We start from the raw sequence: 24739 nt of genomic DNA on the forward strand, positions 1-24739 counted from the left end.
TCGTGAAGGCCAATTCCGTCGGGGTGGACGCCGGCCTCGTGTCAGTGGGTTCATCTGAGGTGGATGTGTCCATGACACCCACTGTCTCCAGCACCATCGGAAACAACGTGCTGGTCAACGCAGAGGGCACCATCCTGGTGCAGGCGGCCGTGGCCCAAAACCAGTCTGAAACCAAGGTCACCGCCTCCTCCGGCAAGCTCATCGGCATGACGGGGCTTGAGATCGCGCAGACGTTTGTGGAAGATGTGAGTGCTGGCATTGGTGCCAACAGCCAGATCCTCGGCATGGCCGGGGTGTCCATCCTGGCCGCAGGCAAGACTACCAGCCGGGCCGACGCCCAAGTCTTTGTGGTGGGCGGCCTCTCCGGCCAGAACGCGGAGGCCAGTGAGAACATACGTTCCACGGTCTCTACGGACGTGGGCGTAGCGACCACGATCTTCTCGAAGGGCGTGGTGACCATCGATGCGGACAACCAGATCGATGTGGACAACATCACCGGCACCGAGTTCTACGGGGTGGGCAGCCTCAACTTTGCCCGTTCTGAAACAGACGTGACCGGCGTGGATGGTTCCACCCTTGCCCGCACCACCATCGGGCAGGGAGCCATCGTGGAGGGGTCGACGGTCAATGTTGCGGCCGATGTCAGCAAGCTGAAGGTCACCCACAATGACACCTCCGGTGAGCAGTATTCGGTGGGCGGCTACATCAAGACCACGTCTGACATTGACATCCGTTCCGACGTCCAAGTGCTGCAGGCACGCAACAGCACGCTGATTGGTGGCACGGTGAACGTCACCGCCAGCCAGGGCAACATCGACGTGAACAGCGAGGCTCGCGGTGCCGGCTTCGGTCTCTCAGTGAGCCACGACGGTCAGGTGTTCGACAACGTGAACCTCGGCACCTACGTGACCGTGGAAGAAGGTGCGGCCATCCTGGGCAATGTCATCCGTGTGGTGGCTGACGGCGGCGACTCCGGCGACCGCGTGCGGCAGAACACCTCCAACAATGCGGTGGGCATCGACTTCGCCTCCGACGACTACGAGCTCAATGTCATCTCCATCGCTGAGGTGAACTTCTTCGGCAAGATCGGTGCGGGCGTGCGCAACGCCAAGCTCTTCATCGACGCTGCTGGAAACATCACCAACAGGGATTTTGTGGATGCCCGTCGTGCGGGCAACGAGATTATCATCGACCAGCTCAACGCCGGGGCCATCCCGACTTCGGTCACGCTGCTGGCGCTCAATCCCAGCATCAATGTCTTTGATGACCCAGACCACCGTCCGACCTTCCTCGGCATCCCCACGGGCGATCCCTATGGCCCGGACACCAACGAGCAGCATGGCAAGGTGACCATCGGCAGCAATGCCAGCATCTCCCAGGCTGACCGCTTCAACTCTGTGGACGTGGTGAACAGCTCCACGCTTGATGTCCGCATCCTGGACATGAACGTCTTGTACGACGGACTGCCGGGCCCGGTGATCACGCTTCTGGCGGGGCAGGTCGTGGGTGCTTTCACGCAGACGGGGCCCCAGCGCTTCAACGGCACTCGCATCGAGATGGAATCCCACCACGCCACGGTGGGTGCAGGTGACTTCATCATCGACGGCGTCATCTACAACCCCACTGGCTCCACGAAGATCGTGGCCAACGGGGGATCAGTGGTGCAGCCCAATGAAGATGGCGGCGTGACCACGGGCTCGCTCTACATTGAGACGGCGAAAGGCCGCGTCGGCGAGGACGAGGAACGTATCGAGGTGACCATCCTGCAGGATGCGGGATTGCTGCCAGAAGCCCGGCTGGAGATTCATGCCTACGGCGAAATCGGCATGGACATTGATCGTGCCGGCACGCCGATCCTCACTCAACTTGAGCTGGCCGGTCTCACCTCGCTGACAGGTGACATCTTCACCTCATTTGGCGGATTCGATCTGCTGGTCACGGACATCATCAGTGCTCTCGGCCATGTGGAGATGACGGTGATCAACAACATGATCGACGCCTTTGAAGGCGAGTTCGATCTTGTGGCAGACTCTGTGTACCTCCAGACCACGGGTTCGGTGGGCCACTATGTGGTGAAGCCCAACGGCGCGATCATCCACAGCTACAATGCTTTCGAGGCGAACATCAACGCCCTCGAGGCCAATGTGGGCAGCCTCTACCTGCGCAACAGCCATGATATGGAAGTGGGCGGTGTGGAGGACACGAATGTCGGCATCCTCGCCACCGGAGTGGTGGACGTGCAGTTGCCCGGCATCATGCACCTGCTGGAGGATGTGATCGCCGGTGACAACGTCATCCTTGGCGCCTTCGACGTGGAGGACACACAAGACTCCGTGCTCATGGTGGATGGCATCACCATCCAAAGCCAGACCGCTGATGTGACATTGCTCAACGGGGATGTCTTCATCTACAACTCCACGCATCGCCTCAAGGCCGCGGGCCTCCTGACCATCGCGATGGACCAGGGGAACGTGGACGGCGGCGTGGGCGTCACCTTCACGACTCCAGACCACTTGAACCGGGACGTGATGCAGGCCAACGAACTGCTCATCGTCACCGGCCCGGACCGAGACACCATCGTCATCCCGGATCTGTACATCCCCACCCGGTTCGAGGGCGGGGCGGACTTTGACACCATCCGCGTGCATCTGGTGGACCCGCCGAGCAACCGCACCACCCTGCGGAACGTGGACGTGGAGGACATCACCTTCACCACGCAGGTCACCGCGGACTGGCTCATCGACACCACGCAGATCGCGCAGCAGTACGAGCTCTTTGGCTGGGACATTCTCTCCGGTCTGCCCGCGCCCGGGCCAACCATCACGGTGGAAAATTCTTTCCTCGAATCCGGCGGCATCAAGGTGGTGCAGAACACCCACTCCAACGCTGACGCCTTCAAGGCCATGGTGGCGGACTACTCCTTCACCGACGGTGCGGAGCGCCTGGATGTGCTGCAGCTTGACCACATTGTGAACGTCCACCTGCTGGGTGGCGATGACATGCTCAAGGTCGGCGGCATCCGTCAGGCCGGTCCGGGAGACTCCCCGCCGCGGGCGGAGGTTGCCCCGTTCCAGGTGTCCCAGTTCCTCACCGTGAATGCGGGTGACGGCAATGACCACTTCCTGCTGGAAGATCCGCGCACCGGAGATGCCGTGCCCTACGGTCGCCTCGGCGTGACGGAGGACGGCGATGGCCTGATTGCCAACTACGAAATTGAAGGCGCTCCCACCACGGAGAAGGCCATCATCTTCCAGGAGTTCGAAAGTCTCACGGTGAACCTCGGTGAGACCGATGGCATTTTCGTCGTCGAAGACACCGTCGTTCCGACCGTGGTCAATCTTGATGCGGACGAGGATGTGGCGGGTGACACCGACAACGGCTACGGCAACGACGTGATCAACGTCTTCAAGATCACGGCCGATCTCACCATCAACGGTGAAGGTGGCGATGATGACTTCAACATCATCGGCACGGGTCCAGGCCACCTGGTGATCAACGGCGGCGAGCATGACAAGTCCCTTGATCTGCCCACCGGAGGTGACCGAATTCGCTACGGGGCCACGCGCTACTTTGACGGCAACGTGGTCAATGTGCTGGATGCGCAGAACGCCATCAAGCTCTTCGGTACCGGATGGGAAACGGGTGACCAGGTCATCTTTACCACCGACGGCACCGGCCCGGCCATCCTGCTCGGTGACGGCACCCGGTCCACGCTTCAGAACGGCGGCGTGTACTACGTGGTCCGCCAGGGGCGCGATATCATCCGCCTCGCTGAGTCCAAGGAGAAGGCGGAGGAACTGGCCGCCTACCTGCGGAACTTCACACTTCCCGACACCGGGCTGAATGAAAACCTCATCACCATCCTGGATGGCGGTCGCGGCAATCACCAACTCACACTGGCTGAGAACGGCACGCCACTTCTGGACCAGACGGTCGGCGGCCTGATCGATGGCGAAAACGGCAATCCTTCACGGCTTGTTTTCAACAACCCTGACAGCGGTAAGGCGGTCGGCATCAATGCCACCACGAACACCTTCACGGTGGCAGATGTCACCGGACTGGAGGAGGGCAAGAAAGTGGCCTTCTTTGCCGAGGCGGACCTGCCCTCCGGACTGAAGGGGGAGATCTTCTACACCGTCGTCAATCTCGACGTCGCGGCGGGTACCTTCCAGCTCCTGGATCCTGATCCGCTCGCTGAGGAAGGCGCGATCCTCGACCTCACCGGCTTCACCACCGTCGGCACCACGTTTGTGACCGTGCTGGGCACAGTGGACTTCACCAATGTGGAGAAGCTCAACGTCCTGCTGGGACTCGGCAAGGACACCTGGGTTCTAGACAATGACAACGACAACCTCCAGGTGGAGGTGCGCGGCGGCCCCAGCGATGATGAGGTGGTGCTGTTCCGCATGGGCAACAACACTGTGATCCAGGGGGATCAGGGTGAAGATGACACGCTGCGGGTCATTGTGAATGGCGATCCGCAGGAGGACCAGTTTGCCCGCCTGGTGGTGGGAGCTGGCATGGAGCGCCTGTCTGTGGACAACTCTGACAACGCCAATGCGGTGGACTGGTACATCTCCCAGGGCCATCTCTATTTTGGCGACGGCAAGGGCACTGCCACCGTGAGCACGGATGACTCCTTCACTTCTGGCGACTTCGACGGCACCACCCCGTTGGCCGTGGGGGATCGGGTCCTGATCAGCACCGTGACCGTGGCCATCACGGACAACCAGAACGCTGCTGACGGGCTCAACGTGACCCGTGGCGGAGCTCTGCCCACTTATCGCACCACCGGCACGCCGCCCAGCGACATTCTGCTGGATCAGGGGCAGTTCTACTATGTGACGAATATCAGCGGCGGCCGCTTTGAGCTGGCCCAGACGCTGGAGGACGCCATGGCTGGTGTTTCATTGGATATCGTGAATGCCGGTGCGGGCGCGGTGAACATCACTCGCGTGGCCCTCCTTGTCGGTCTTGAAGGCGCGAAGAAATCTGAAATCATCGGTGGCCGTGAGGACATCACTGGTGACGGCCGTCCCGACCACGATGGCCAGGCCACGCACACGCTGCACGTGCTCTCGCCGCTCTCGAGCACCATTGATGTCAACGGCAACAGCTTGAACATCGTGGAAGGCTCCCGCGTGCTCGACCACGAGGACAGCCTCTATCAGGCGAGCTTCCCCTCTCTGCGGGTGGATGGCTTGCAGGGTGTGGAGAGCCTGGTGTCCACCAGTGGCACCACGACCTTCCTCGTCCAGGATGCGTTGGGAGTCTATCGTCCCATCACCAGCCTGCCGGCAGTGTTCGCGGCGGGTACGGCGGAGGATGAGCTGGCCATGTTTGTCCGCACGCAGGATGCGACGGATCCGACGCGTTCCTACCTGCGCTATGTGGGCTACGTGCCGACCATGGTGGATGGCGTGCAGATCGTGCCGGATCGTCCGCACACCATCACGCTCAGCCCGGATGAGCGTTATCTCTATGTGCTCGGCGATACGGCCATCAGCCAGTTCGCCATCGGCGTCACCTTCAGCGGGTTGCCGACTCTCACGCATGTGGCCACCTACCAGACCGATCTCAAGAACATTGACGCGGCTGGCACGGATGTGGCCCGTGGGGTGAATGACCTCCTTAGCCCGACCGGCACGGATGCGCTGCATCGTCCCTCAGACATCTGGATCAGTCCAGACGGCACCAAAGTCTTCATTGCAGACCAGGGTTCCAATGCCTCCGCCAGCGATGATGCGGACGGTGTCCTCGTCTTCTCCCGCGATGTCGCAACCGGCTTGCTGACCCGCTTTGAGCAGAAGATCACCCGCCTCACCGACCTGGGCCGCAGCCTGGATGTGGGCTTTGACTTCTCCAGCGGAGCCACGCCAAGTTCCACAGCCTCCAATCTGGAAGGCTCTGACCGGATTGTCGTGATGGATCAGCCCCTGGCGAACTCCACCCAGGCCGGCTTGCAGCTCACCTCAGACCGGGTCACCTACCGCTTCAATGCGGTGGACAGCTCTTTGGGGCAGACCATCACCCCTTATGTGATGCGCGTCACCAGCGAGCTCGACCTGAACGGCAACGTTGTCTCCAGCTTTGAAATCGTGGCGACGGGCACCACCCGCACCATTGAGAACACTGGCATCAACGAGTTCAGCTTTGACCTCTCGACCGACGAGACCGGCACCGTCTTCGATGGTGTGGAAGGCCTGTACTTCGGCTGGTCCACCAGCGGTGGGGCCGTGGTGGGTCACGAGACCGGTACGGCAGCCGATTCGTTTGTTGTTGCCTCGAACGGTGATTCCATCAGCTTCAAGAACGGCGTCCGTTTCTCCATGGAGGCCAGCTTTGAGATCGAGGCCGTCAAGGGCATCAGTGATCCGACGGCCCTGGTGGTGGCCAACGACCTCAGCCGCATCTATGTGGGCGACAAGGCAGGGGCCGTGGCTGCCTTTGAATGGGATGCCGCAGCCGGAAAGTACGGCGCGGTGAAGGCCGATGAGATTCGCGAGTTCGACACGGCACCCACCGGCGAGGCGGACTCTGTGTCTCTCAGGAGCGATGATGGCACCCAGATTGGTGTGGGGACGGTGAACAATGGCACGGTTACCTATGCTGGCGAGACACGCATCGCCATCGTCAATGGGAAGCTCTACTTTGGGGACCAGTTGATCACGTTGCCCTCCTCCATCGCGGGTGGTGAGATCATCCTGGAGGGCAATCCTCCGGTGTCCGTGGCCACCAATGGCACTCAGGTCTATGTGGGTGTCCCACAGGCGGACCACAACGACCACAATGCCAATACGGTAAAGGAGAATGGCGACCAGGGGGTGGTCCTTGTCTTCAACTTGAATGGTGACTATCTCAGGCACATTCGCACCCCGTTTGGTGTGGAAGACAACTTTGGCATGACCCTGGTTGCTGACGGGGACGTGCTCGCCGTTGTCGGCCAGGCCGAAGGACGGAGTACTCTCGCTGTCTATCAGAACGAAACGCTCGTCTTCACGGAGAGCATGGTGGGCAGCACGCGTCTGAAGGTGGATGTGGATGGGGATCACATCATTGCTGGTTCCAGCACGTTCACCAGAATCTACAGCCGCCAGAGCGGCTCCTGGGCCACGGTGGCAAATCTTGAGGCAGGCCTGGATGTTACCCTCGACGGAGACGTGGCGCGTGTTTTCAAATCCACGGAGGTGCTCAGTTATCGCGAAAAGAGCGCGGGACAGTGGAGCCTGGAGCACAGGCAGGCTGCCTCCATCACGAACCGCACCTACCAAGTCAGGGATGAGGCACGCAACCTTACCTACACGATTCACGTCGACTACGCAGCCCTTTGGGTGCCAAGCGACGGGCTCGGCTCCGCTGAGATCATCTACTCGGCAAATTACAACAACACGGGCTGGCAGGATGTATTCCGCACCACCGGTGTGGACGACAATGCCAATTCGGATTTTAGGGTTAACAGGAACTACGAATACGATTACAGGGGGGGTACGGTAACAGTGCAGTTCCGTGAGGATGACGGAGGCGGGGACGAGTGGTCCGCCCCGATCACCCTTGCCACCGGGGATGGGATTGGCGTGCATGACGGCACCAAGGGAAGCAACGCCGGTGAGACGGACGCCTGGATCTACTATAAAGTTATTCTGAATGATCCTGGTGAAGACACCCGGGTTTCGTCCCATTTCGTGGACTCCCTCGGGGGGCTCACGGGCGTGGGCAGTAGCTCAGGAGTCCGTTTCTTCTCCGACCAAACCTACCAGGCTGCCACCTATATGGGAACGGCCATCACGGATTTGGCATTGAATGATTCTGGGGTGCTCTATGTGGCTGACGGCGGCGCGGGCAAGGTTTACGCGTTGAACAATCTTGAGGCCAAACGAAAGGGGCTTGGAGAACTGGAGGGATCCAGCCCAGCTTCCGATGGCATCAATGACGCGCCTGTGGCGGAGAATGACTTCGCCAGCGGCACGGCCGATCAGGAGGCATCAATCGATGTGTTGCAGAATGACCGTGACCCTGATGTCCCGGCGAACTTCGTGGTGCAGACCATTGATGCGGTCACGGTCACGGGCATGCCTGGTCTGGCCAATCCGGCGAGCCTCTTCACGGTGAGTAACGGCCGGGAAGTGGTGTTCAACCCTGGCACGGCATTGCAAAGCCTGGGGGCCGACGAGTCGATCACCTTCCACGTGTATTACACGATGGCGGATCACTCGGGAGCGCAGGCCACGGCGCGTCTCGAATTCACCGTAACCGGAGTGAACGAAGCTCCGGTGGCGGTGAACGACACGGCGACAACGAACGAAGTGCAGACGGTCACCTTTGATGTGCTGGGCAATGACACAGACAGCGACCGGACTGACGTGCCGGCCCGGTTGAACCTCGATGCCATCGAGTCCGTCACCTATGAACAGAACGGCACCACGGTGACCGTGACGGATCCTGCGGAACTCTTTGCCATCAACGGCCAGCGGCTGGTCTTCCAGCCCGGCGAATCGCTGCGCGATCTGGTGGACGGGGAGTCCGTGACCTTCACTGTCACCTATCGCGTGGCGGATGGAGCAGGGGGTTCAAGCACCGCCACCTTCACCCTCACGGTGGACGGCCAGAATGAAGTGGTCACGTCCACCACCACAAACGCCTCCGGCGATCCGGTGGTGAACATCCACCAGAATGCCCCCAGTTATACCGGGAACCTTCTCGCCAGCGAAGAGGCCGGATCAACCCTCGACCCTGAAACGCTGGAGGTGTTGACCAGTGACGGATCGAACCCCGCCGGCGCTATCCTGGTGACTGAGGACGGAGAGTTGACCCTGGATCCACGAGTGGAATCCCTGCTGAACATCCCTGCTGGTGAGGTCAGGACGCTGACGCTGACCTATGAGGTGCAGACTCCCACCAATGGCACGGTGCTCCGCACCCTGATCTTCAACATCACCGGAGCCGCTGCAGCACCGAAGGTGCATGGACCGCTGGTGGTGGAACTCACCGAGGAGGGCGGAACGGCGTCCCTGCTTGAGGGGGCGACCAGCAACTCCGCGCTCACACTGAAGAATCTCACGACGCTGGGCGGCGACCAGTCCGGGGTGACGATTGATCCGGCAACCGGCGAAGTCACCATCTCGGCCACCGCCTACCAGAGCCTCTCCGCTGGTGAGTATGTGGATCTTTCCTACCGCTACCGCCTGGAGAATGCAGACGGTCTCTCCACCTGGCAGACGGCGGTGATTCGCATCACTGGCAGCAATGACGACCTCAGCGGCACCCCCACGGCGAGTGGAACTGTCAACGAAGGCGGCGTGCCCATCGTGGTGGATCTGCTGGCCAACGTGACTGACAGCGACGCAGGTGATGTGGTGACCGTGCAGCCGGGCAGTGTGGTCGTCACCACCTCCCAGTATGCGGGTGCGGTGCAGATCAACGAGTCGGTGGGGACCGTCACCGTGGATCCCAACCATGCGGTGTTCCGCAGCCTGAACACTGGAGAGGAGGCGCTGGTCACGCTGACCTACACCGTGACCGACAGCAACGGCGCTACCTTGCAGCGGACTGCGACCATCAAGGTTCAAGGCCTCACCGGCTCGGGCTATGACCAGGCCATCTTCACCCTGGTGGATAATGAAAATGGCAACCGCCTTACCGGGGCCTCGGGCCTGTACCTCAGCGGGGATGGCAGCCGCCTCTATGTCACGGCCTCCGACCTCGTGGGCAACAACAACAACGCAATCAGCGTCTATGACGTTCTGAACGGCGGCAAGACCCTCGTCCGCCTCGATACTGCGGAGGAAGGAGCGGGCGATGTGGCCAATGGTCTCTCAGGAGCCACCGACGCCATGGGAGAACCCGCGACCTTCACCACGGATGACAACGTCACGCACCGGTTCATCGTCACCGCAGCCAGCGGCGACTCTTCTTTGATGGCCTTTGAAATCCTCGCGGGCAATCCGCTGACCTTCAACCAGGGCCCGAACCCGAATGGCTTGAACGGTCTGAAGGACCAGGATCCCACCAGCCGGGCGACCTCGCTCTCCATGATGACGGGCAACCCGGTGCGTTCCTCTGACGCCTCCGGTCTCACCTTCTATGCCGTGTCCGATGTGGACAACGCGCTGTATGTTCTGGAGCAACAGGCGGACAACAGCATCCGGGTGGTGCAGTTGCTCAAGGATGACATCACTGGTGAATTCGGCGTCTCTGACCAGGGGCTCTCTGGAGCCAAGACCATCGCGGTGTCGCCAGACGGTCGTTATATCTTCGTGGGCGCGACCCAGGAAGGCACCGGCACGGGCAAGATCACCGTGTACGAACGGGCCTCCTTCACCCGTGAGGTGACCAGCGAGACCACGGGCCTGCTCGAAATCGAGACCGTGGACGGCCTGCGTCCGGTGACCAATGCCGTCTTTGACACGATCGCCTTCCAAACCGGGGTCAACCAGACCAATCCGGTGGCCAACATCGCTGTCGATCCGTCCGGTCAGTTCGTCTATGTGAGCGGTGTCAACGGGACTCAGGTGTTTTCCTTTAACCCGGATACCGGAGTGCTGACATCCAGGGCCACCATGACGGAGCGTTTCTCCGATCTGGAGTTCCTGACCCTGCCAGATGGCTCCGTCCAGGCCTATGGCCTGCACAACGTGCCGGCCACACAGGGCTCCAGTGCTGTCTCCCAGCTTCGCGTTTACTCCGTGAACCCTGAGGATGGCACGCTGACGATGCTCGGCAGCGCGGATGCCCGCTTGAGCAATGCCCGGTCGGTGGTGATCGGGCCGGAGATCGTCCAGCAGTCGGGCTCCACCTCCACGAACATCGCGAAGGGGCGCTTCATCTACGTGGCCAGCGAGGACAACAATGCGCTGGTCGTCTTTGACCAGTTCAGCACCGACGGCACCGACCAGGCCATTGACGGTCAGCTCGAGTTCCGCCAGCTCCTTCGTGAGGGCGTGGATGGCGTGCGCGGCATTGCCGGGACCAAGGCCATCGTGTTCAGCGTGGCAGTGCCCGACACCACCCTCGACTTCCGCGGGGTGGACATTGACGTGACCAACCGTACCATCACAACAGAACGTGACCACGGTCTGACCACCGGACAGAAGGTCTGGTTCGAGCCCGGTGAAGCTCCGGCCGGAGTCACTGCCGGGGTGGAGTACTACGTGCGCGTGGTGGATCGTTTCCACTTCCAGCTTGCTGAGACGGCCGACGCCGCCCGCGGCGCAGGTGCTGACCAGGTGGCGGGCGGTACGGGCACCGTGCAGGGCTTGGTGGCCGTTTCCGGACTGGGAGACTTCAAGCTCCACACCTCGGTGCCGGAGGGGGCTTTCCTCTACGCCCTTGGCGAGAACTCGGTGGCGGTCTTCCGTCGCGACATGGACCCCGTGAGCAATTCCGTGGGCCAGCTCACCTTCACCCAGGTCATTCGCAACCGGGTGGGGAACATGACCAGCGGTGCAAACGAAGGCCTGTTCAACCCGAACAGCATCTATGTGGATCCCTCGGATCCCGCGACGGTCTTCGTGGGCAGCTCCTTTGATCCCCTGGTTGACCAGGCGCCGGGCGGCTTTGTCACCCTGCACAACAACAAGGTGGACAGCATCTCGGTGCCCAACTCCGAGCTTCATGTGGACTTTGCCAACATGCGCGGGCTGTCCATCACAACGGGTTCCGGAGATGACTTCATCACCATCAACGAGGCTCCCAATGACCGGGACCGCAACGTTGAGACCACGTTGGTGAAGGATGCCAGCGGCGAGATCATCCAAACCAACGCCATCGTCATCACGGTGACGACGGGCGACGGGTTTGATTCTCTCACCATCAATGATGCTGCTGCGGCCATCAATGCGGACCTGCAGGGCGGGGACGACACGGTCACCGTGCGCAGCAAGCGTGACCCGGTCATCGACATCGCGGCCGGTGACGGCACGGACAAGGCAGTCGTGGAGTTTATTTCCGACGGCACCGTGCTCAATATCTCCGGCATCAACAAGGCCCAGGTCGACACTTCAAACATCCAGGGCAATGGCCAGGTGAACATGTCCGGCAGCAATGCCGGTGAGAACGTGATTTTCACGCACAACTCCGTGTCCGGCAGCCAGGCGGCCCTGGCCGCGATTGGGGCTCGTGTGGAGAACGCCAACGATCCGAATTCGCTCTATGCTCAAGGCACGGTGGGTGCCGCTGGCAGCACGGGCGGCTCCGGCACTTCCATCACCATCGCGGAAGGGGAGGGGATCGTTCTGGATGCCAGCCAGACCAGACTGCCGGAAGACCCGGTCATCACGTATGGTGAGGCCAAGGATGGCCTCGCCAGCAAGCGGGTGACCTACAGCTTTGCCTGGGATCTCAACGGGGACGGCGACTACAGCGAGTATGAGCAGGTGTTCCTGGACTATGTGGTGAGTGCACAGGTGAACGAGGACTTCCTGAGTTTCCTCGAATCCAATGCCGAGCCGGGTGCGGGGACAGATCTTTTGGACCCGAGCCTGGAGGCGTTCAACCTCATCGCTCGCACCGTGCTGGTGAACAAGTCTCCGGTCATCGAGCTGAGCTGGGAGGACCTGGCGGACTTTGGCTTCACCAACGGAGACATCGTGGGTGACATTGAGAAGCGCCTGCCGCTGCGCATCACCCGTGTGGAGCAGCATTTCGATGTCGAGGGCCAGCTCATTCTTCAGGACGAGCAGACCCGCACCATTCAGGAGAGCGATGACGAGGTCACCATCAAGGTGACGGATGCCCTGCCCACGCTAAACGTGACTGGCCCCGAGCAGTACGAAGTCAGCTTGGTGAAGAAGCCGTACAAGTTGGATCTCAAGTACTCTGATCCAGGCGGTGACATCATCAAGACATGGACGGTGAACTGGGGTGACGGCACCTCCAGCACCTACCGCAGTGAGCCCAACGCCATCCACCAGTATGAGCTTCCGGGCGTGTACCAGACCAGCGTGGTTGCCGTAGATGATGACGGCAACGTCATCTCCCAGCAGACGGTGCAGGTGACGGTGAGCTATGGCCCCGATTCCGTCGCGGCGAACAAGGCCCTTCTGGGGTCTGAAGTCACCAACGGTGTCTATACCACCCAGGAGGGTGCCGGCATCAACCTGCAAGGGGCGGCTGCAGGCACGCCTGACGCAGGCTCCTTCGTGTGGCGGGTCAACGGTCATGTCGTTGGCAGCGGTCAGAATCTCAACCTTACCTGGGCCGAGTTGGTGGCTGTGGGCGTCAACAATGACGGCACCTACGACGTCACGCTGACGGTCTCTTACAACAACGGTGCAGAGGTGGTCACCTCCAAGGTGGCTCCGCTGCAGGTGAACAACGTCCTGCCATCCGGCGATCTTGTGAACGTGGGGCAATGGCCGCAAGGCAGCTCCCCAGAGGTGAAGTTTGTCAATGTCTCGGACCCGGCGGATACGGAGTTTGGGTATCAGATTTACGTGCCCAAGGATCCGGACTTTGTGAAGCCGGACCCGGCCCCGCTGGATGCCACCAGCCCGAACTACGCCGGGCAGGTGGCGGCTCTCATGAAGCTGGATGTGAACCGTGCTCTTCTTGAGTCCTCGGGTCTGGCGGATGCCTTGGCTCGCATCGCCGCCATTGATGAACTCAAGATGGATGTCCAACGCGGAGCTGACACCACGCTGCTCTCCGCCTTGGGTGATGCTCTGCTGGCCGGTGCCGATACCAGCATCGTCTTGCAGGCCTCCACGAACGCCATTCGGTTCAGTGATGGCAGCGCCGACACACAGTCCCCGTTTGAGCAGGCTCTGCAATCCCTGGTGCAACAGCTCGCGGATGCGGATGGAATCGCCGGTGCCACTCCTGAGGGCAGAGATGCCATCAGCAGGCTGGTGACCAACCTGGGGCGCCTTGATCCGGCGAGCACCACCTTCAACACCGAAGTGCAGGCCATTGCCGCCCTTGGGGTCCAGGTGGATGCCGTGAGCGTGATTGTCACGAACTTCACGCAGCAGATCGCTGCGCTGGTGGAGCAGAGCAACGCGCTCGTCTTCAAGGAAGCCGCCCAGACTTTCACCCTGCCGACCAGCCTCACGGCCCGGTCCGGCGTGTACACCGTGGTGGGCCGCATCTTTGATGGTGTGGGCTATCGTGAGGTGCAGACCAAGGTGACCGTGGTGAATGAAGCGCCGCTTCTGGCGATCGACTTCAACCAGACCATTGTGGTGGCCAATGAAGGCTCTGTGGCCATGGTCACAGGCACCTACTACAACCCGGGCGGACTGCCGCTGCGGGACATGATCGCCCAATACGAAGGCATGGCCGATGGGGAGACCTTTGGCACGGTGACCTTCAGCGAGCCGGATGCCCAGGGCAACGGTACCTGGACGTGGACTCACAACCTGGATGACGGCCCGATTGACTCCCAAAAGAAGGTCATCCTCACGGCCTACGATCAGGACATCTCCCAGCTCAATCCGCTGGGGACACCTTCCCAGACCTCGTTCGAGCTCCAGATCATCAATGTGGGGCCGACCGTGGATCTGGATCCCATCGTCATCAATGAAGGGGATGAACTCACCCTTGATCTGGGCGGTGCGGTGGATCCCTCCAGCGCTGACAACAACGGGGAGTTCACCTACTCCTACAACTATGGTGACGGGCAAGGCTTCGTGCCAGGTTCTGTGGTGCAGCAGGTGCCTTCCACTGTGGTTAACGACGATGGTGAGCTGATCATCCAGGGGCGCGTCATCGACAAGGACGGCGGCGCTGGCAAGGTGTCGCAAAAGGTCACCATCCTAAACGTGAGCCCGACGGTTCATGACCTGCTGGTGAGCGGCCCGATCCTGGAGACCGGTGAGGTCACCCTGACGGGTAATTTCACCGATCCTGGCACGGGCGATGACCACTCGCTGGTCATCGACTGGGCTGATGGCTCCAGTGAGACCCTCACGATCACGGCGCAAAATCCGGCCAGCTTTGCCGTTGCTGACGGGGGCAGCGGCTTTGTGAACACGGTGAATGCGTCCGTCTCAGGCGGCTCTGGCACCGGCATGGTGGTGAACTTCCTGGCAGGCGAAGACGGCAGTCTGGCCGCGGTTCAGGTAGTGAACATCGGCACGGGCTACCGCGCAGGAGACGTGCTCAGCATTGGCAATGCCAGCTTCACCCTGGTGGCTCTCCGCTCTGGCACGACGACCGAATTTGCCCTGAAACACACCTACAATGATGACGCCCTTCTCCCTGGTGGTCAGGGCACGGATGTGTATAACATCAAGGTCACAGCGACCGATGACGACAACGGCAGCGGCTCCGCCACGGTTGACGCCACGGTGGTGAATGAGGCGCCTACCCTCGGCACTCCCACCATCACGGTGAACAACGGCGACGCATTGCCCACCGACGGCAGCGGCAACCCGACGGTCACCGGCGGTACGGTGGTGAGTCTGAACGGGTCCTTCGAGGACCTCAGCCCTGAAGACACCCACACCGTCACCATTGACTGGGGTGATGGCACCAGTGATGTGATCACCTTTGGCGGAAACACGGTCATCGACTTCGAGCGTGATGGCCAGCTCGACCCGCTTCAGTCGGGTGATCTGGCTGGCAATGCCTACCTTGACCAGACAGGCGGTCGCGGCTTCACCATCTCCACCGGGGATCCGTCGCGGCCTCCGATGATCTTTGATTCCGCGAACCCGACCGGAGGCGATTTTGATATCGCCACGCCCAACATCCACTACGGTGGTCTGGGTCAGCACGCCACGGTGGTGGCACCGGGCACCGTGGTGGAGGGCAAGTACGGCAGCTTCAGCATGCTGGAGGACGGTAGCTACACCTATGTGGTGAACAGCAACAGCCCTTCTCTGATGCAGTTGTCTGCCGGCCAGACGCTCACAGAAACCTTCCACTACACTTTGACCAACGGCCTCCGGGCCACCCTGGACATCGTGGTGGCACGGTCCAGCGGCGATCCCGCCGTGGCGACCACGGCCAACGGCATTGCCAATCCCCATCAAGGCACCCTGCCGCTCATCGGCACGGAAGTGGCCAATGTGATCGTTTCCGACGAGTCCCTCCGCATTGAAGGCGGTTCCACCACGGTGGAGGAAGGCCGGAACGACATCGCCCTGGGCAAGGTGCTCATCATCTCCAAGGATGGTGATGCCTCCAATCCCAATGACGATGAGGCGGGCGGCAAGCTCATCTTTGACTTCAAGAGCCCGGTTTACCTGGAGAGCCTGGATATCATCGACATCAATGAGAAGGGCGGCACCATCCAGATCTTTGATGCCGCAGGACGCCTGCTTTCTACGACGGTGATTCCGGCAGTGGGAGAAAACACCCTGCAAACCGTCTTCATCAAGGGCCAGCCTGACGGATCCCCGTTTGAGGCCAGCCGCATGGTCGTGACCATGGCCGGTGACGGCGCCATCGCCAAGCTGGTGTACCAGGATGTGGAGCCGGTGCGGGAGTTCACCGTCAACCACCGCTACCTCGAGGAGTCGGCTCCTGGAACCCCGCACCAGATCAAGGTGACCGTGGAGGATGATGATGGCGGCGTCGCCAGCGTCTCGGCAGGGGAGATCGAGGTGACCAACGGACCTCCGATCATCGAGAGCCTCGTCACCATCCCTGTCACCAGCGACCTGAACACCGTCACGGTGATCAGCAAGTTTGTGGACTCCTCCGGCGACATTCACACGGCGAAGGTGGAGTTCGGCGACGGCACGGTGGTGGATGCCATCGTCCTGCAGTTTGACACGACAACGGGTCGCTTCATCGAACCGACCTACCCTGGTACTACGGAGACAGTGAAGTTTGTGGATCCGGTGACCGGGGAACTGGTGCCGCTGGTGAATCCCATCACGGGTCAGGCGGAGTTTGCCCGCCTCGTGAACCCGCTCACCGGGGCCATGGCCAGACTGCATGACCCGGCCACCGGAGGCACGACGGGGTCCTATGCGATCCTCGACGCCTCGGCTCGCCAGATCTACGCGACCCATCACTACACGGCAGAGAGCACCTTTAACATCAAGGTGAGCATCACCGATGAGGAAGGCGCCGTGGGCACGGATGAGACCCGCTACAGCAGCTTCCGCCCGACTTCTGGAAGTCGCGAACACATCCGGCCGGTGGATGTGGTGCAGTCGCTTACCCGACTGGGCTTTGACATCAGCGCCCTGGTGGGCGGCAGCGGCATGTTCGGTGATCGCTACGCCTCCGGCATCTTCGGTGGCCTGGCCTTCGGTTCGGGTGATGATGGTCTGGCGCTCTTCGTGGGCCGCACCTCGCCCGGAGGTATTGTGGTCGTGTCCCTCTACAATGAGCTGGGTTACCTGGTCGGTGTGGAGGAACTCATTGCGGATGTGGACGGCTATTGGCTGGCCCAACTGGAGGCGGATGACCTGCAGATGGATGGACACACGGTCCGCAGCATCCAGGTCGTGGCACCTTCCTACCTGGACGGCAGGAGCAACTCGATGACGTACGACTTCGCTCTTGATGGAGTGGTGGAGGATGCCCTCCGGCACTCGTTTGACATCGGCAACAACACCATCAGTGGCCGCATCATCTCACCCGTGGAGGCGGCTCTGAACTTCTGACTTCCTCCCAGCAGTCTGCCGACTGGGGCTCAGCTCTGTGCGCGGACTGACTCAACTTTACTCAACACCTCAACATGCAACACCCCCTCCCGACTGAACGAACCTCAGCCTCCACCCAAGGCTGGACCCATCTGACCTGGGTGCCTCTCGTTGCCCTGGCGACGACCATGACCGCATCTGGGCAAGAGGTTCCCGCCACCCCAGACGCTCTGGCCAAGCAGGTGACAGCTGCGCCCAAAAACGCCACGGAGATCGAACTGATTGAGCAGCAACTCGTCGCCCAGATCGCGCTGACGCAGATAGCCCTCTCGCAGATGATGATCTCCCGGCCACCGGAGCTTGGTGAAGGGGATCTTGATGAGGGAGCGGTCACGACCGACAGTTCCGAGGAGAAGAAGACAAGTGAGAAGCCCGTGTCGGTGAAAAAGCATCCGACTGGCGTTGCCAAGAAGGCTCAGGTCGCGAAATCGACCAAAGCTTCCGAACGGCCCGCGACCTCTCCGAGTGTTGCTTCTGCACCCGCGCCAGAAGTTGCCGCACCTGCTCCAGTGAAGAAGAAGCGGGGCTGGTTCTCCCGTATGTTCACCGATGACGACGATGACAAGAAACAGGCAGCCGCAGCCGCCCCGACAACAGTGGCACAGCAGCATGACGACAAGCTGAAGGCCTACTTCCCCGATGGCGGGGACGGCTCCGTGAAAATCTCCAAACACGAACAGTTTGGCAACGAGGCGGTGGCTGGCATCTTTGGCGAGATCGTACGCGAGACCCAGCAGTTCAACGCCCCAGAGCTGGAACTCTCCAGCATTGCCAAGCTGCCGCCGGTGCCGGAAGACTTTGACGCAAGCTGGAAGACACAGATCCGGGAGCAGGTCTGGGAGAACCAGACACCCCTGCGCTACGGTGTGGACAAGGCTTATGCCACGGCGCTGAACAACTCGCCCAACGTCCGCACCTTCCTTCGCATTCCGAAGATTCGTGAGACCTTGATTCGCGAGAACAAGGGGATCTTTTCCCCCCAGCTCTTTGCGGAGCTGGACTATGCTCATGGAGACCAGCCCACGGGCTCCATCCTCACCACGGGCAAGACGGGACGCTTCCTGCAGGACAGTCTGGAAGGGGAGTATGGCTTGCGCCAGCGCATCGGCACGGGTGGGGAGATCTCCCTCTCGCACCGCATGAGCACGCTGCGGAACAATTCTGAATTCCTCGATCCCAATCCGCAGACAGGCAGTGAACTGGTGCTCTCCGTGGCCCAGCCGCTGCTGCGCGGTGCTGGCTCGACCTACGTCCACAGCGAGATCCGGCTGGCCGAGCTGGATCGCAGCATGGCCCGCGGAGAAACGGTGCGCCTGCTGGAGGAATACATCCTGGAGGTGAACCGTGCCTATTGGGGCGTGTACCTCTCCCGCGCGGCCCTGGCCCAACGTCTGCAACTGACGAAGCAGACCTCTGAGCTGCTCAAGATGCTGGAAGAGCGTCAGAAACTGGACGAGTCAGCCACGAAGAGCGAGCTCTTCCGGGCGACCGCCACCATGAACCGTCGCGAGGCGGATCTTCGTCGCACCCGCATGGCGGTGCGTACGGCAGAGCAGCGGCTCCGCGCGATGGTGAAGGACCCTGCGGCCCCCATGGGAGCCAGCGGGGAGATCATCCCCATTTCCCGTCCCCACCTTGCCAGGCCGCAGGTGGACATCCAGTCCATTTCCAAGGAAGCACTCCTGAACCGTTCTGAAATGGCCCAGGCTTCCTCCAAGGTGCGTGCCGCGGCCGTGCGTCGCAGCCAGGTTATTTCCGAGTTGCGCCCCCAGCTTGATCTCGTGGGCGAGGTGGGTTCCGCGGGGATCAGCGGCGGGCGGAATCTGGGCAACGCCATTGACGACCAGACCAACAGCGGATTGGACTGGAGTGTGGGTCTGCGCTTCAGCTACCCACTGGGCAACGATGCGGCCAAGGCCCGTCTGGACCGTCGCGAGATCGAGTACCAGCAGACATTGGATGACTATCGCATCCAGGGGGAGAACGTGCTCCTCCAGACCGTGGTGGCCTACCAGGACCTGCTCACCGCCTACCAGGACATGGCTGGGAAGTACCAGTCAGCCCTGGCCTCCCGTCGTGAGATTCAGCAGCTTCAGGATCGCATGAAGCTGGCGGATCAGGATCCAGGTAAAACCGTGGCCTATCAAATCCAGCTGCTGTTGGACGCGATTGATCGCAATCAAGTGGCGGAGGAGGAGTTCCTTGTGGCAGTGGTGGCATACAACACGTGCATCGCCCAGCTCCAGCGCGCCCAGGGTGTGCTGATGAAGGTCAAGGACGTGGTGCCCCTGCACTATGGTCCGCAGAGCAGTCCGGATGCCGCCAACCCGAGGCTGCCCGTCGGGCTGAACCTCAAATCCACCAAGTAGGTATCATGACTCGGGACTGAGGAAGGCTTTTTCCAGGTAGGTACGGACCGCACGGTACAGGTACATGCCTAGAGCCTCCTCAGTCTCGCCTTCATAAAATGACCGGCCCCATTCGCCCTCCTTCAAGTCCGCCGCCTCCCGGGCAGAGGCGTACAATGTGAACCGGGGCTGCAGCAGCTCCATGTTCTCCCTTTGGGCCTCCGGTTTGATGGAGTCGTAGTAGGTGACCGACTCTGAGCGGTCCGCCCCACGGGCCAAGCCTTCTTTGTTGGTGGCAGTTTCCCGCTGGCTGATGCTGCGCACGGCGAGTGGCCCCCCGGCCGATGACGCCAGCACCTGGCTGGGCACGGCCAGCGTGGCCTTGGTTTCAGTCCGCCGCAACTCAGCACGGAACTCGACAGGCCGGCCCAGCAACCGGATGCGGAAGGGCCGCGGCGCAGAGGTCAGCTCTGGTGCAATGCGCTGGAAGTCCTGCTGCCGCATGGAGATGAGAAACTCCGGTGCCTCATCCGGAATGACCGTGAGCAGGGGATGACCGGTGTCAAAGAACGAGCCCCGCTGCTGCGGCAGGCCGGGCGCATGCACCCGGCCTGAAATAGGGGCCCGCACCTCCATGGCACGCACGCGCTTTTGCTGGACCATCAGCTTCTCTTTAAGCCCGGTGGATTTTTGCTGTTCGGTCTGCCATTCCTCGAACCTCTCCGTCAGGTAAAAGATGCGCGCCTTCGTTTCCGAAAGAGCGAGCTGGGCGTGATACATCTCCAGTTGCGTGACCTCTGCCTCATTGGCCAGATCCACGAGTATCTGCCCTTTTTCCACGCGCTGGCCATCCGTCACATATTGCCTGGCCACGAAGCCGGGCACTTCCGCCCGCACCACAGACTTGCCTGGATACTCCACCACCGCCAGACCGGCCGAGGTGGGATTGATCTGGATGAACACCAGGGCCGTCGCCACGGCCAGCACGGCCAGACCGATACGCCACCATGCGGTGGCCCAGGGGATGTGCCCGGTGCGTTCCGTGGGCTTGAAAAAGGAAATGAGTGAGTGCAGAAGACCCGCCACGCCGAGCACGCCGGCGATCAACAACGGCAGCAGGCCCATCCCGTGAAACATATGGGCAGCCAGCGCCATGAGGCCGATGGTGACCAAAATGCGCCAGCACCAGGAGGCTGCTCCATAAGTGAGGTAGGTGAAGAAGCGCTTCCGTACCACGGGAGGCAGGGAGGCACTTTTCGCTCCCAGAAAGATGCGCCGGTTCAGCCAGGTGAAGGCTTGCTGCCCGCGTTGACCCAGATTCCGCAGGTCCAGCAGGTCAGAGAAGATGTAATAGCCGTCAAAACGCATCAACGGATTGGCGTTGAACAGCAACGTGATCATGGAGGCCGAGACCAGCACATTGAAGCATAGCTCCCTAAGCAGCCCTGGCTCCGTGATGGTCCACACGTGCAGAGCGGTCACCGCCAGCAACAGCTCCACATACATGCCGGCTGCAGCCACCTTGATGCGGTGCCAACGGCTGGGAAAGCGCCAGCTCGAGCTCGCATCCACATAGGTCATGGGGGAGATCCAGGCAATAACCTGCACCCCCCATTCCGGCACGACGCCACCGTATTTCTGCGTGGCGATGCCGTGCCACAACTCATGCACCAGCTTGAGCATCACGGTCACTCCAAGAAGCCAGAACCAGTTCTGCGGCAGGAAAGCGCGTGAGGAAGCCTCCATGAGCTCCACGTAGTTGGACAGTGCCAGGTAGCCTCCGTAGCTGGCCACTCCCAAGGCGAGCACCATGGCCCATGGATCCAACGTCCATCCCAGCGCGCGGGTGAAAGGGCGGAGGAACGAATCTGGTGAGCCCAGCGGGAGCTTGAAGGAAAAGAACTTCTGCCACTGCTGCATCATTGACTTGGGCACATGGTCCTCGGCATGAGCCAGCCTGCGGTCTGCCTGGTCTGACCGGGTGGTCTGCAGCAGATGATGATCAATTGCCCATCTCAGCAGAGACTCCGCCTCTGTCTCCGTGAGCTCGTTTTTTCCGGCAGAACATTCTGCCACCAGCTTTGCTGCGGGCTTGGTCCCATTGAGTGAGCGCAGGAAACGATACTCTGGCACGCCAAGCTGGTGGTAGCTGCGGTTCGCGCGGTCCTCCACCACATACATGGCACGCCCTTCCACGATCTGGAAGTGGAACTGCAGGTCCTGCCGCAGCCGGGGTCGTGCTGTGTCCCATGTTACGACGGCGTGATCGATCAGAGACATGGCTTCACCAGGGCAGGTTCAGGCGGATGAACTCCAGCGGTCGATGGAAAAGTATCCACCCCAGGCTCTTGCGGCCGCTTGTGATGCGGGCCTTGCCCTGCATGCCGGGGCGGAGCCGGCCACTGTGGTTTTCCAGGGTGGTCGTGCCCAGAAAGACGTTCTTGCCCTCATGAATGCGGGACACCGGCTCCAGGGTGTTCACCACACCGGTCTGGCGGAACTCCGCCTCTGACTCCAGGCGAATGGAGACGGGCATGCCAGGGGCGATGTGGCGGATCTCCGAGGCCGGCACGGCCAGTTGCACAGTGAAGCTCTCGATGGGGGCGACATCAAAGAGACGTTGCCCGCGCTGTACGGGCACCCCCTCAGATTGTGCCAGGTCTCCGGAAATAACCACCCCGTCCAGCGGTGAGCGGATCTGGAGGTTCTCACTCTGGTATTGGAGCAGGCGGCGCTCTGCGTCCAGCGAGGCCATCTCCAGCGAGGCAAGCTGTGCCTCTGACATGTTCTCCGCCGCCAGCACCTGGTCGCGGCGTTTGGAGAGAGAGTTGAGCCGGGCCTGCACCTCTGCCAGTTTCCAGCCAATCTCCTTGCCATCCAGCTCGGCCAGCACCTGGCCCTGCTTGATTTGTTGGCCCGGCTCCACGTGAGCCACTGCCAGGATGCCATCAAACGGTACCGCCACCTGCCGTCGCAGTTCGGGATCACTCCAGCACGGCACGCCCAGCTTGTAGGGGATGGGCACACACATCAACGCGGTGAAAAACAGCAGCAACCCCAGTACCACGGATCGGCGGGACCAGCGGGCCTCCGCCACATGCTGCTGGTAAAAGCCCAGCAGGCCTGCCGGTCGTGCCAGGCGGATGGTCTTCGCCGTCGCCCCTACATGGGATGTCACCGCATCGGCCAACTGGAGCTTCTCTGCCGCAGGACGTTCCGGCCACCAGCAGATCCAAACGCCAAAGATTTCTCCGTCTGCCGTCTTTAGGGGATGCGCCGTGACGGCCTTTGCCTTGAGTTGATCCAGCAGCCCGTCCTGATCACTGGCCAGATTCAGACCAGGAAGGGCGGCCAGCATCTCCAGCGGCCAGCCGATGGCGCTGCCCACGGCGATGGACTCCCGCATGAGCTGGGCGGCCCGCTGCATGACCTGGCTGCGGTGGTCAAACTTGCTCCCTGGAGCCAGGGCTTCCACCCGGCAGTTGAGGCGCGAACCCAGACCCACGGCCACGTACTCCGCCCCCACAAAGGAGCGCAGGTCCTCCGCCAGCACCTGCATGCCACGACGGAAGGTGGGCGCAGAGGCAGAACGATAGATGGTATCAAGAAACAAGCACGTCTGGTCCAGTCCGTGACGCAGAGACTCGCTCTCCTGCAGCAGCCGGCGCTGCCCGTACAGAGATTGCGGAATGATCAGCACCTGCGCAAGACGCGTCTCCTGAGCGGGATCCAGTGCGTTCGCACTCAGCAGCAAGGCCACCCCTATGGAGCCTTCTTGCTCCAGGCTGGTGGCCCACAGAATGAGTCCCACCTGGTTCAGCTTGAGCATGACGCGTGTCCGGGACTTCAAGCCTGCGGCCAGGGTGGCCTTCACCTCGGGAGTCTCCAGCAAACCCGGTGGCACGGAGACGCGAATGCGCGTGGCGAGCAACGCCAGGGTGCCGGATTGCTCCGCGTAGATCAACGTCGTGGCACCCGTCAGATCTGCGGCGTGCGCAGCCAGCCCGCGGTAAAACTGGCTGTCATCCTTGGCCTGGAGCAGCGATCTCAGCTCTTGCGGCGTGGCCGAGCCTCCGGGCGGAGCGGGGAGTCGAATGGCCTCGGCAGATTTCATGACAGAGGGTAAAACGCGAAGGGCTCAATCCGGGAGGATGGAGCCCAAGCAAAAGGGAAGCAGGGAGTGGACCACCGAATCAGGCAGAGGCCTTGCCTTGGCGGCTGGCGTCCACCTGCTTCTGAATCACGCCGGACAGCGTTTGGACGAGCTTCAACGCATTGGCGGGCGTCAGCGCGATGCGCTTCTGGATCGGCAGCACATGGCGGCCGGTGTTGTGGTCGGAGATGATGCCCGTGGAGAAGTCCAGCACGATCTGGTCACGCCCGGAGTTCACGATCACCTGGTTGGCGAAAAGTGCGCCAGTTTCCTCATAGAGGATCTGGACATTGGGTTTGTTGATCGCTTTGAGTTCTTCTTGATCTCCGGCGGCGTCAGAACCGGCGGCGGGTTTCGCGGACTTGGCTTTGGTATCGCTCATAGAAACAACCTTGGTTTTTTGCTGAATGCTCATTATAGGAAGCGAGTTATTTTGTCAATCCGTGGCATCAACACTTTGGGTGTATTTTGCCTGTGATTGTCCTTTCCTCGTTCCTTGATAGAAAGGTAAAGATTGTCTGTATGAACCCGTGAGCAAGGTCTTTACTAGATCTGCTTCGACAGGTTGGTGGCGATGCCAATCATTCAAATAGCACAATCTGCCCATTGATGTGTGGTCCGTAGGTATTCCGAACGAGGGA

General features: G+C 61.3%; 5 protein-coding genes. 2 read left to right on the forward strand and 3 right to left on the reverse strand.

Annotation, left to right across the window (positions count from 1 at the left end; translation table 11 throughout):
- Positions 1 to 71 precede the first annotated feature (71 nt).
- Together BV034_RS07165 and BV034_RS07170 are read left to right on the forward strand one after the other, a co-directional pair.
- Positions 72 to 17558: a VCBS domain-containing protein gene (locus BV034_RS07165; protein WP_265592738.1), complete on the forward strand. Its 17487-nt coding sequence runs from the start codon at positions 72 to 74 to the stop codon at positions 17556 to 17558.
- Between the two features lie 74 nt (positions 17559 to 17632).
- Positions 17633 to 19966 carry a TolC family protein gene (locus BV034_RS07170; protein WP_050025558.1) on the forward strand — a complete coding sequence of 778 codons (2334 nt, stop codon included), beginning with the start codon at positions 17633 to 17635 and terminating at the stop codon, positions 19964 to 19966.
- A gap of 3 nt (positions 19967 to 19969) precedes the next feature.
- Here the strand turns inward: BV034_RS07170 and BV034_RS07175 are convergent, their stop codons facing one another.
- From BV034_RS07175 to BV034_RS07185, 3 genes are all read right to left on the reverse strand, one after another.
- Complete coding sequence (locus BV034_RS07175; RefSeq protein ID WP_050025559.1) at positions 19970 to 22225, reverse strand: biotin/lipoyl-binding protein; 2256 nt, start codon at positions 22223 to 22225, stop codon at positions 19970 to 19972.
- A gap of 4 nt (positions 22226 to 22229) precedes the next feature.
- Positions 22230 to 24059 (reverse strand): HlyD family efflux transporter periplasmic adaptor subunit, encoded by a 1830-nt coding sequence (locus tag BV034_RS07180; RefSeq protein ID WP_050025562.1) that lies wholly within the window; start codon positions 24057 to 24059, stop codon positions 22230 to 22232.
- 79 nt (positions 24060 to 24138) lie between these two features.
- Entirely contained in the window at positions 24139 to 24480 is a 342-nt protein-coding gene (locus BV034_RS07185; protein WP_265592739.1) for a DUF3467 domain-containing protein, read from the reverse strand.
- Positions 24481 to 24739: the final 259 nt, after the last annotated feature.

The sequence above is a fragment of the Verrucomicrobium sp. BvORR034 genome (assembly GCF_000739635.1).
In the GTDB taxonomy this organism is placed as follows: domain Bacteria; phylum Verrucomicrobiota; class Verrucomicrobiia; order Verrucomicrobiales; family Verrucomicrobiaceae; genus Verrucomicrobium.

Excerpts from the sequence above, each read along its gene's own strand:
- BV034_RS07185 (WP_265592739.1), bottom strand. The coding sequence starts at position 24,480 with ATGAGCGATACCAAAGCCAAGTCCGCGAAACCCGCCGCCGGTTCTGAC.
- BV034_RS07180 (WP_050025562.1), bottom strand. The coding sequence starts at position 24,059 with ATGAAATCTGCCGAGGCCATTCGACTCCCCGCTCCGCCCGGAGGCTCG.
- BV034_RS07165 (WP_265592738.1), top strand. The coding sequence starts at position 72 with ATGACACCCACTGTCTCCAGCACCATCGGAAACAACGTGCTGGTCAAC.
- BV034_RS07175 (WP_050025559.1), bottom strand. The coding sequence starts at position 22,225 with ATGTCTCTGATCGATCACGCCGTCGTAACATGGGACACAGCACGACCC.
- BV034_RS07170 (WP_050025558.1), top strand. The coding sequence starts at position 17,633 with ATGCAACACCCCCTCCCGACTGAACGAACCTCAGCCTCCACCCAAGGC.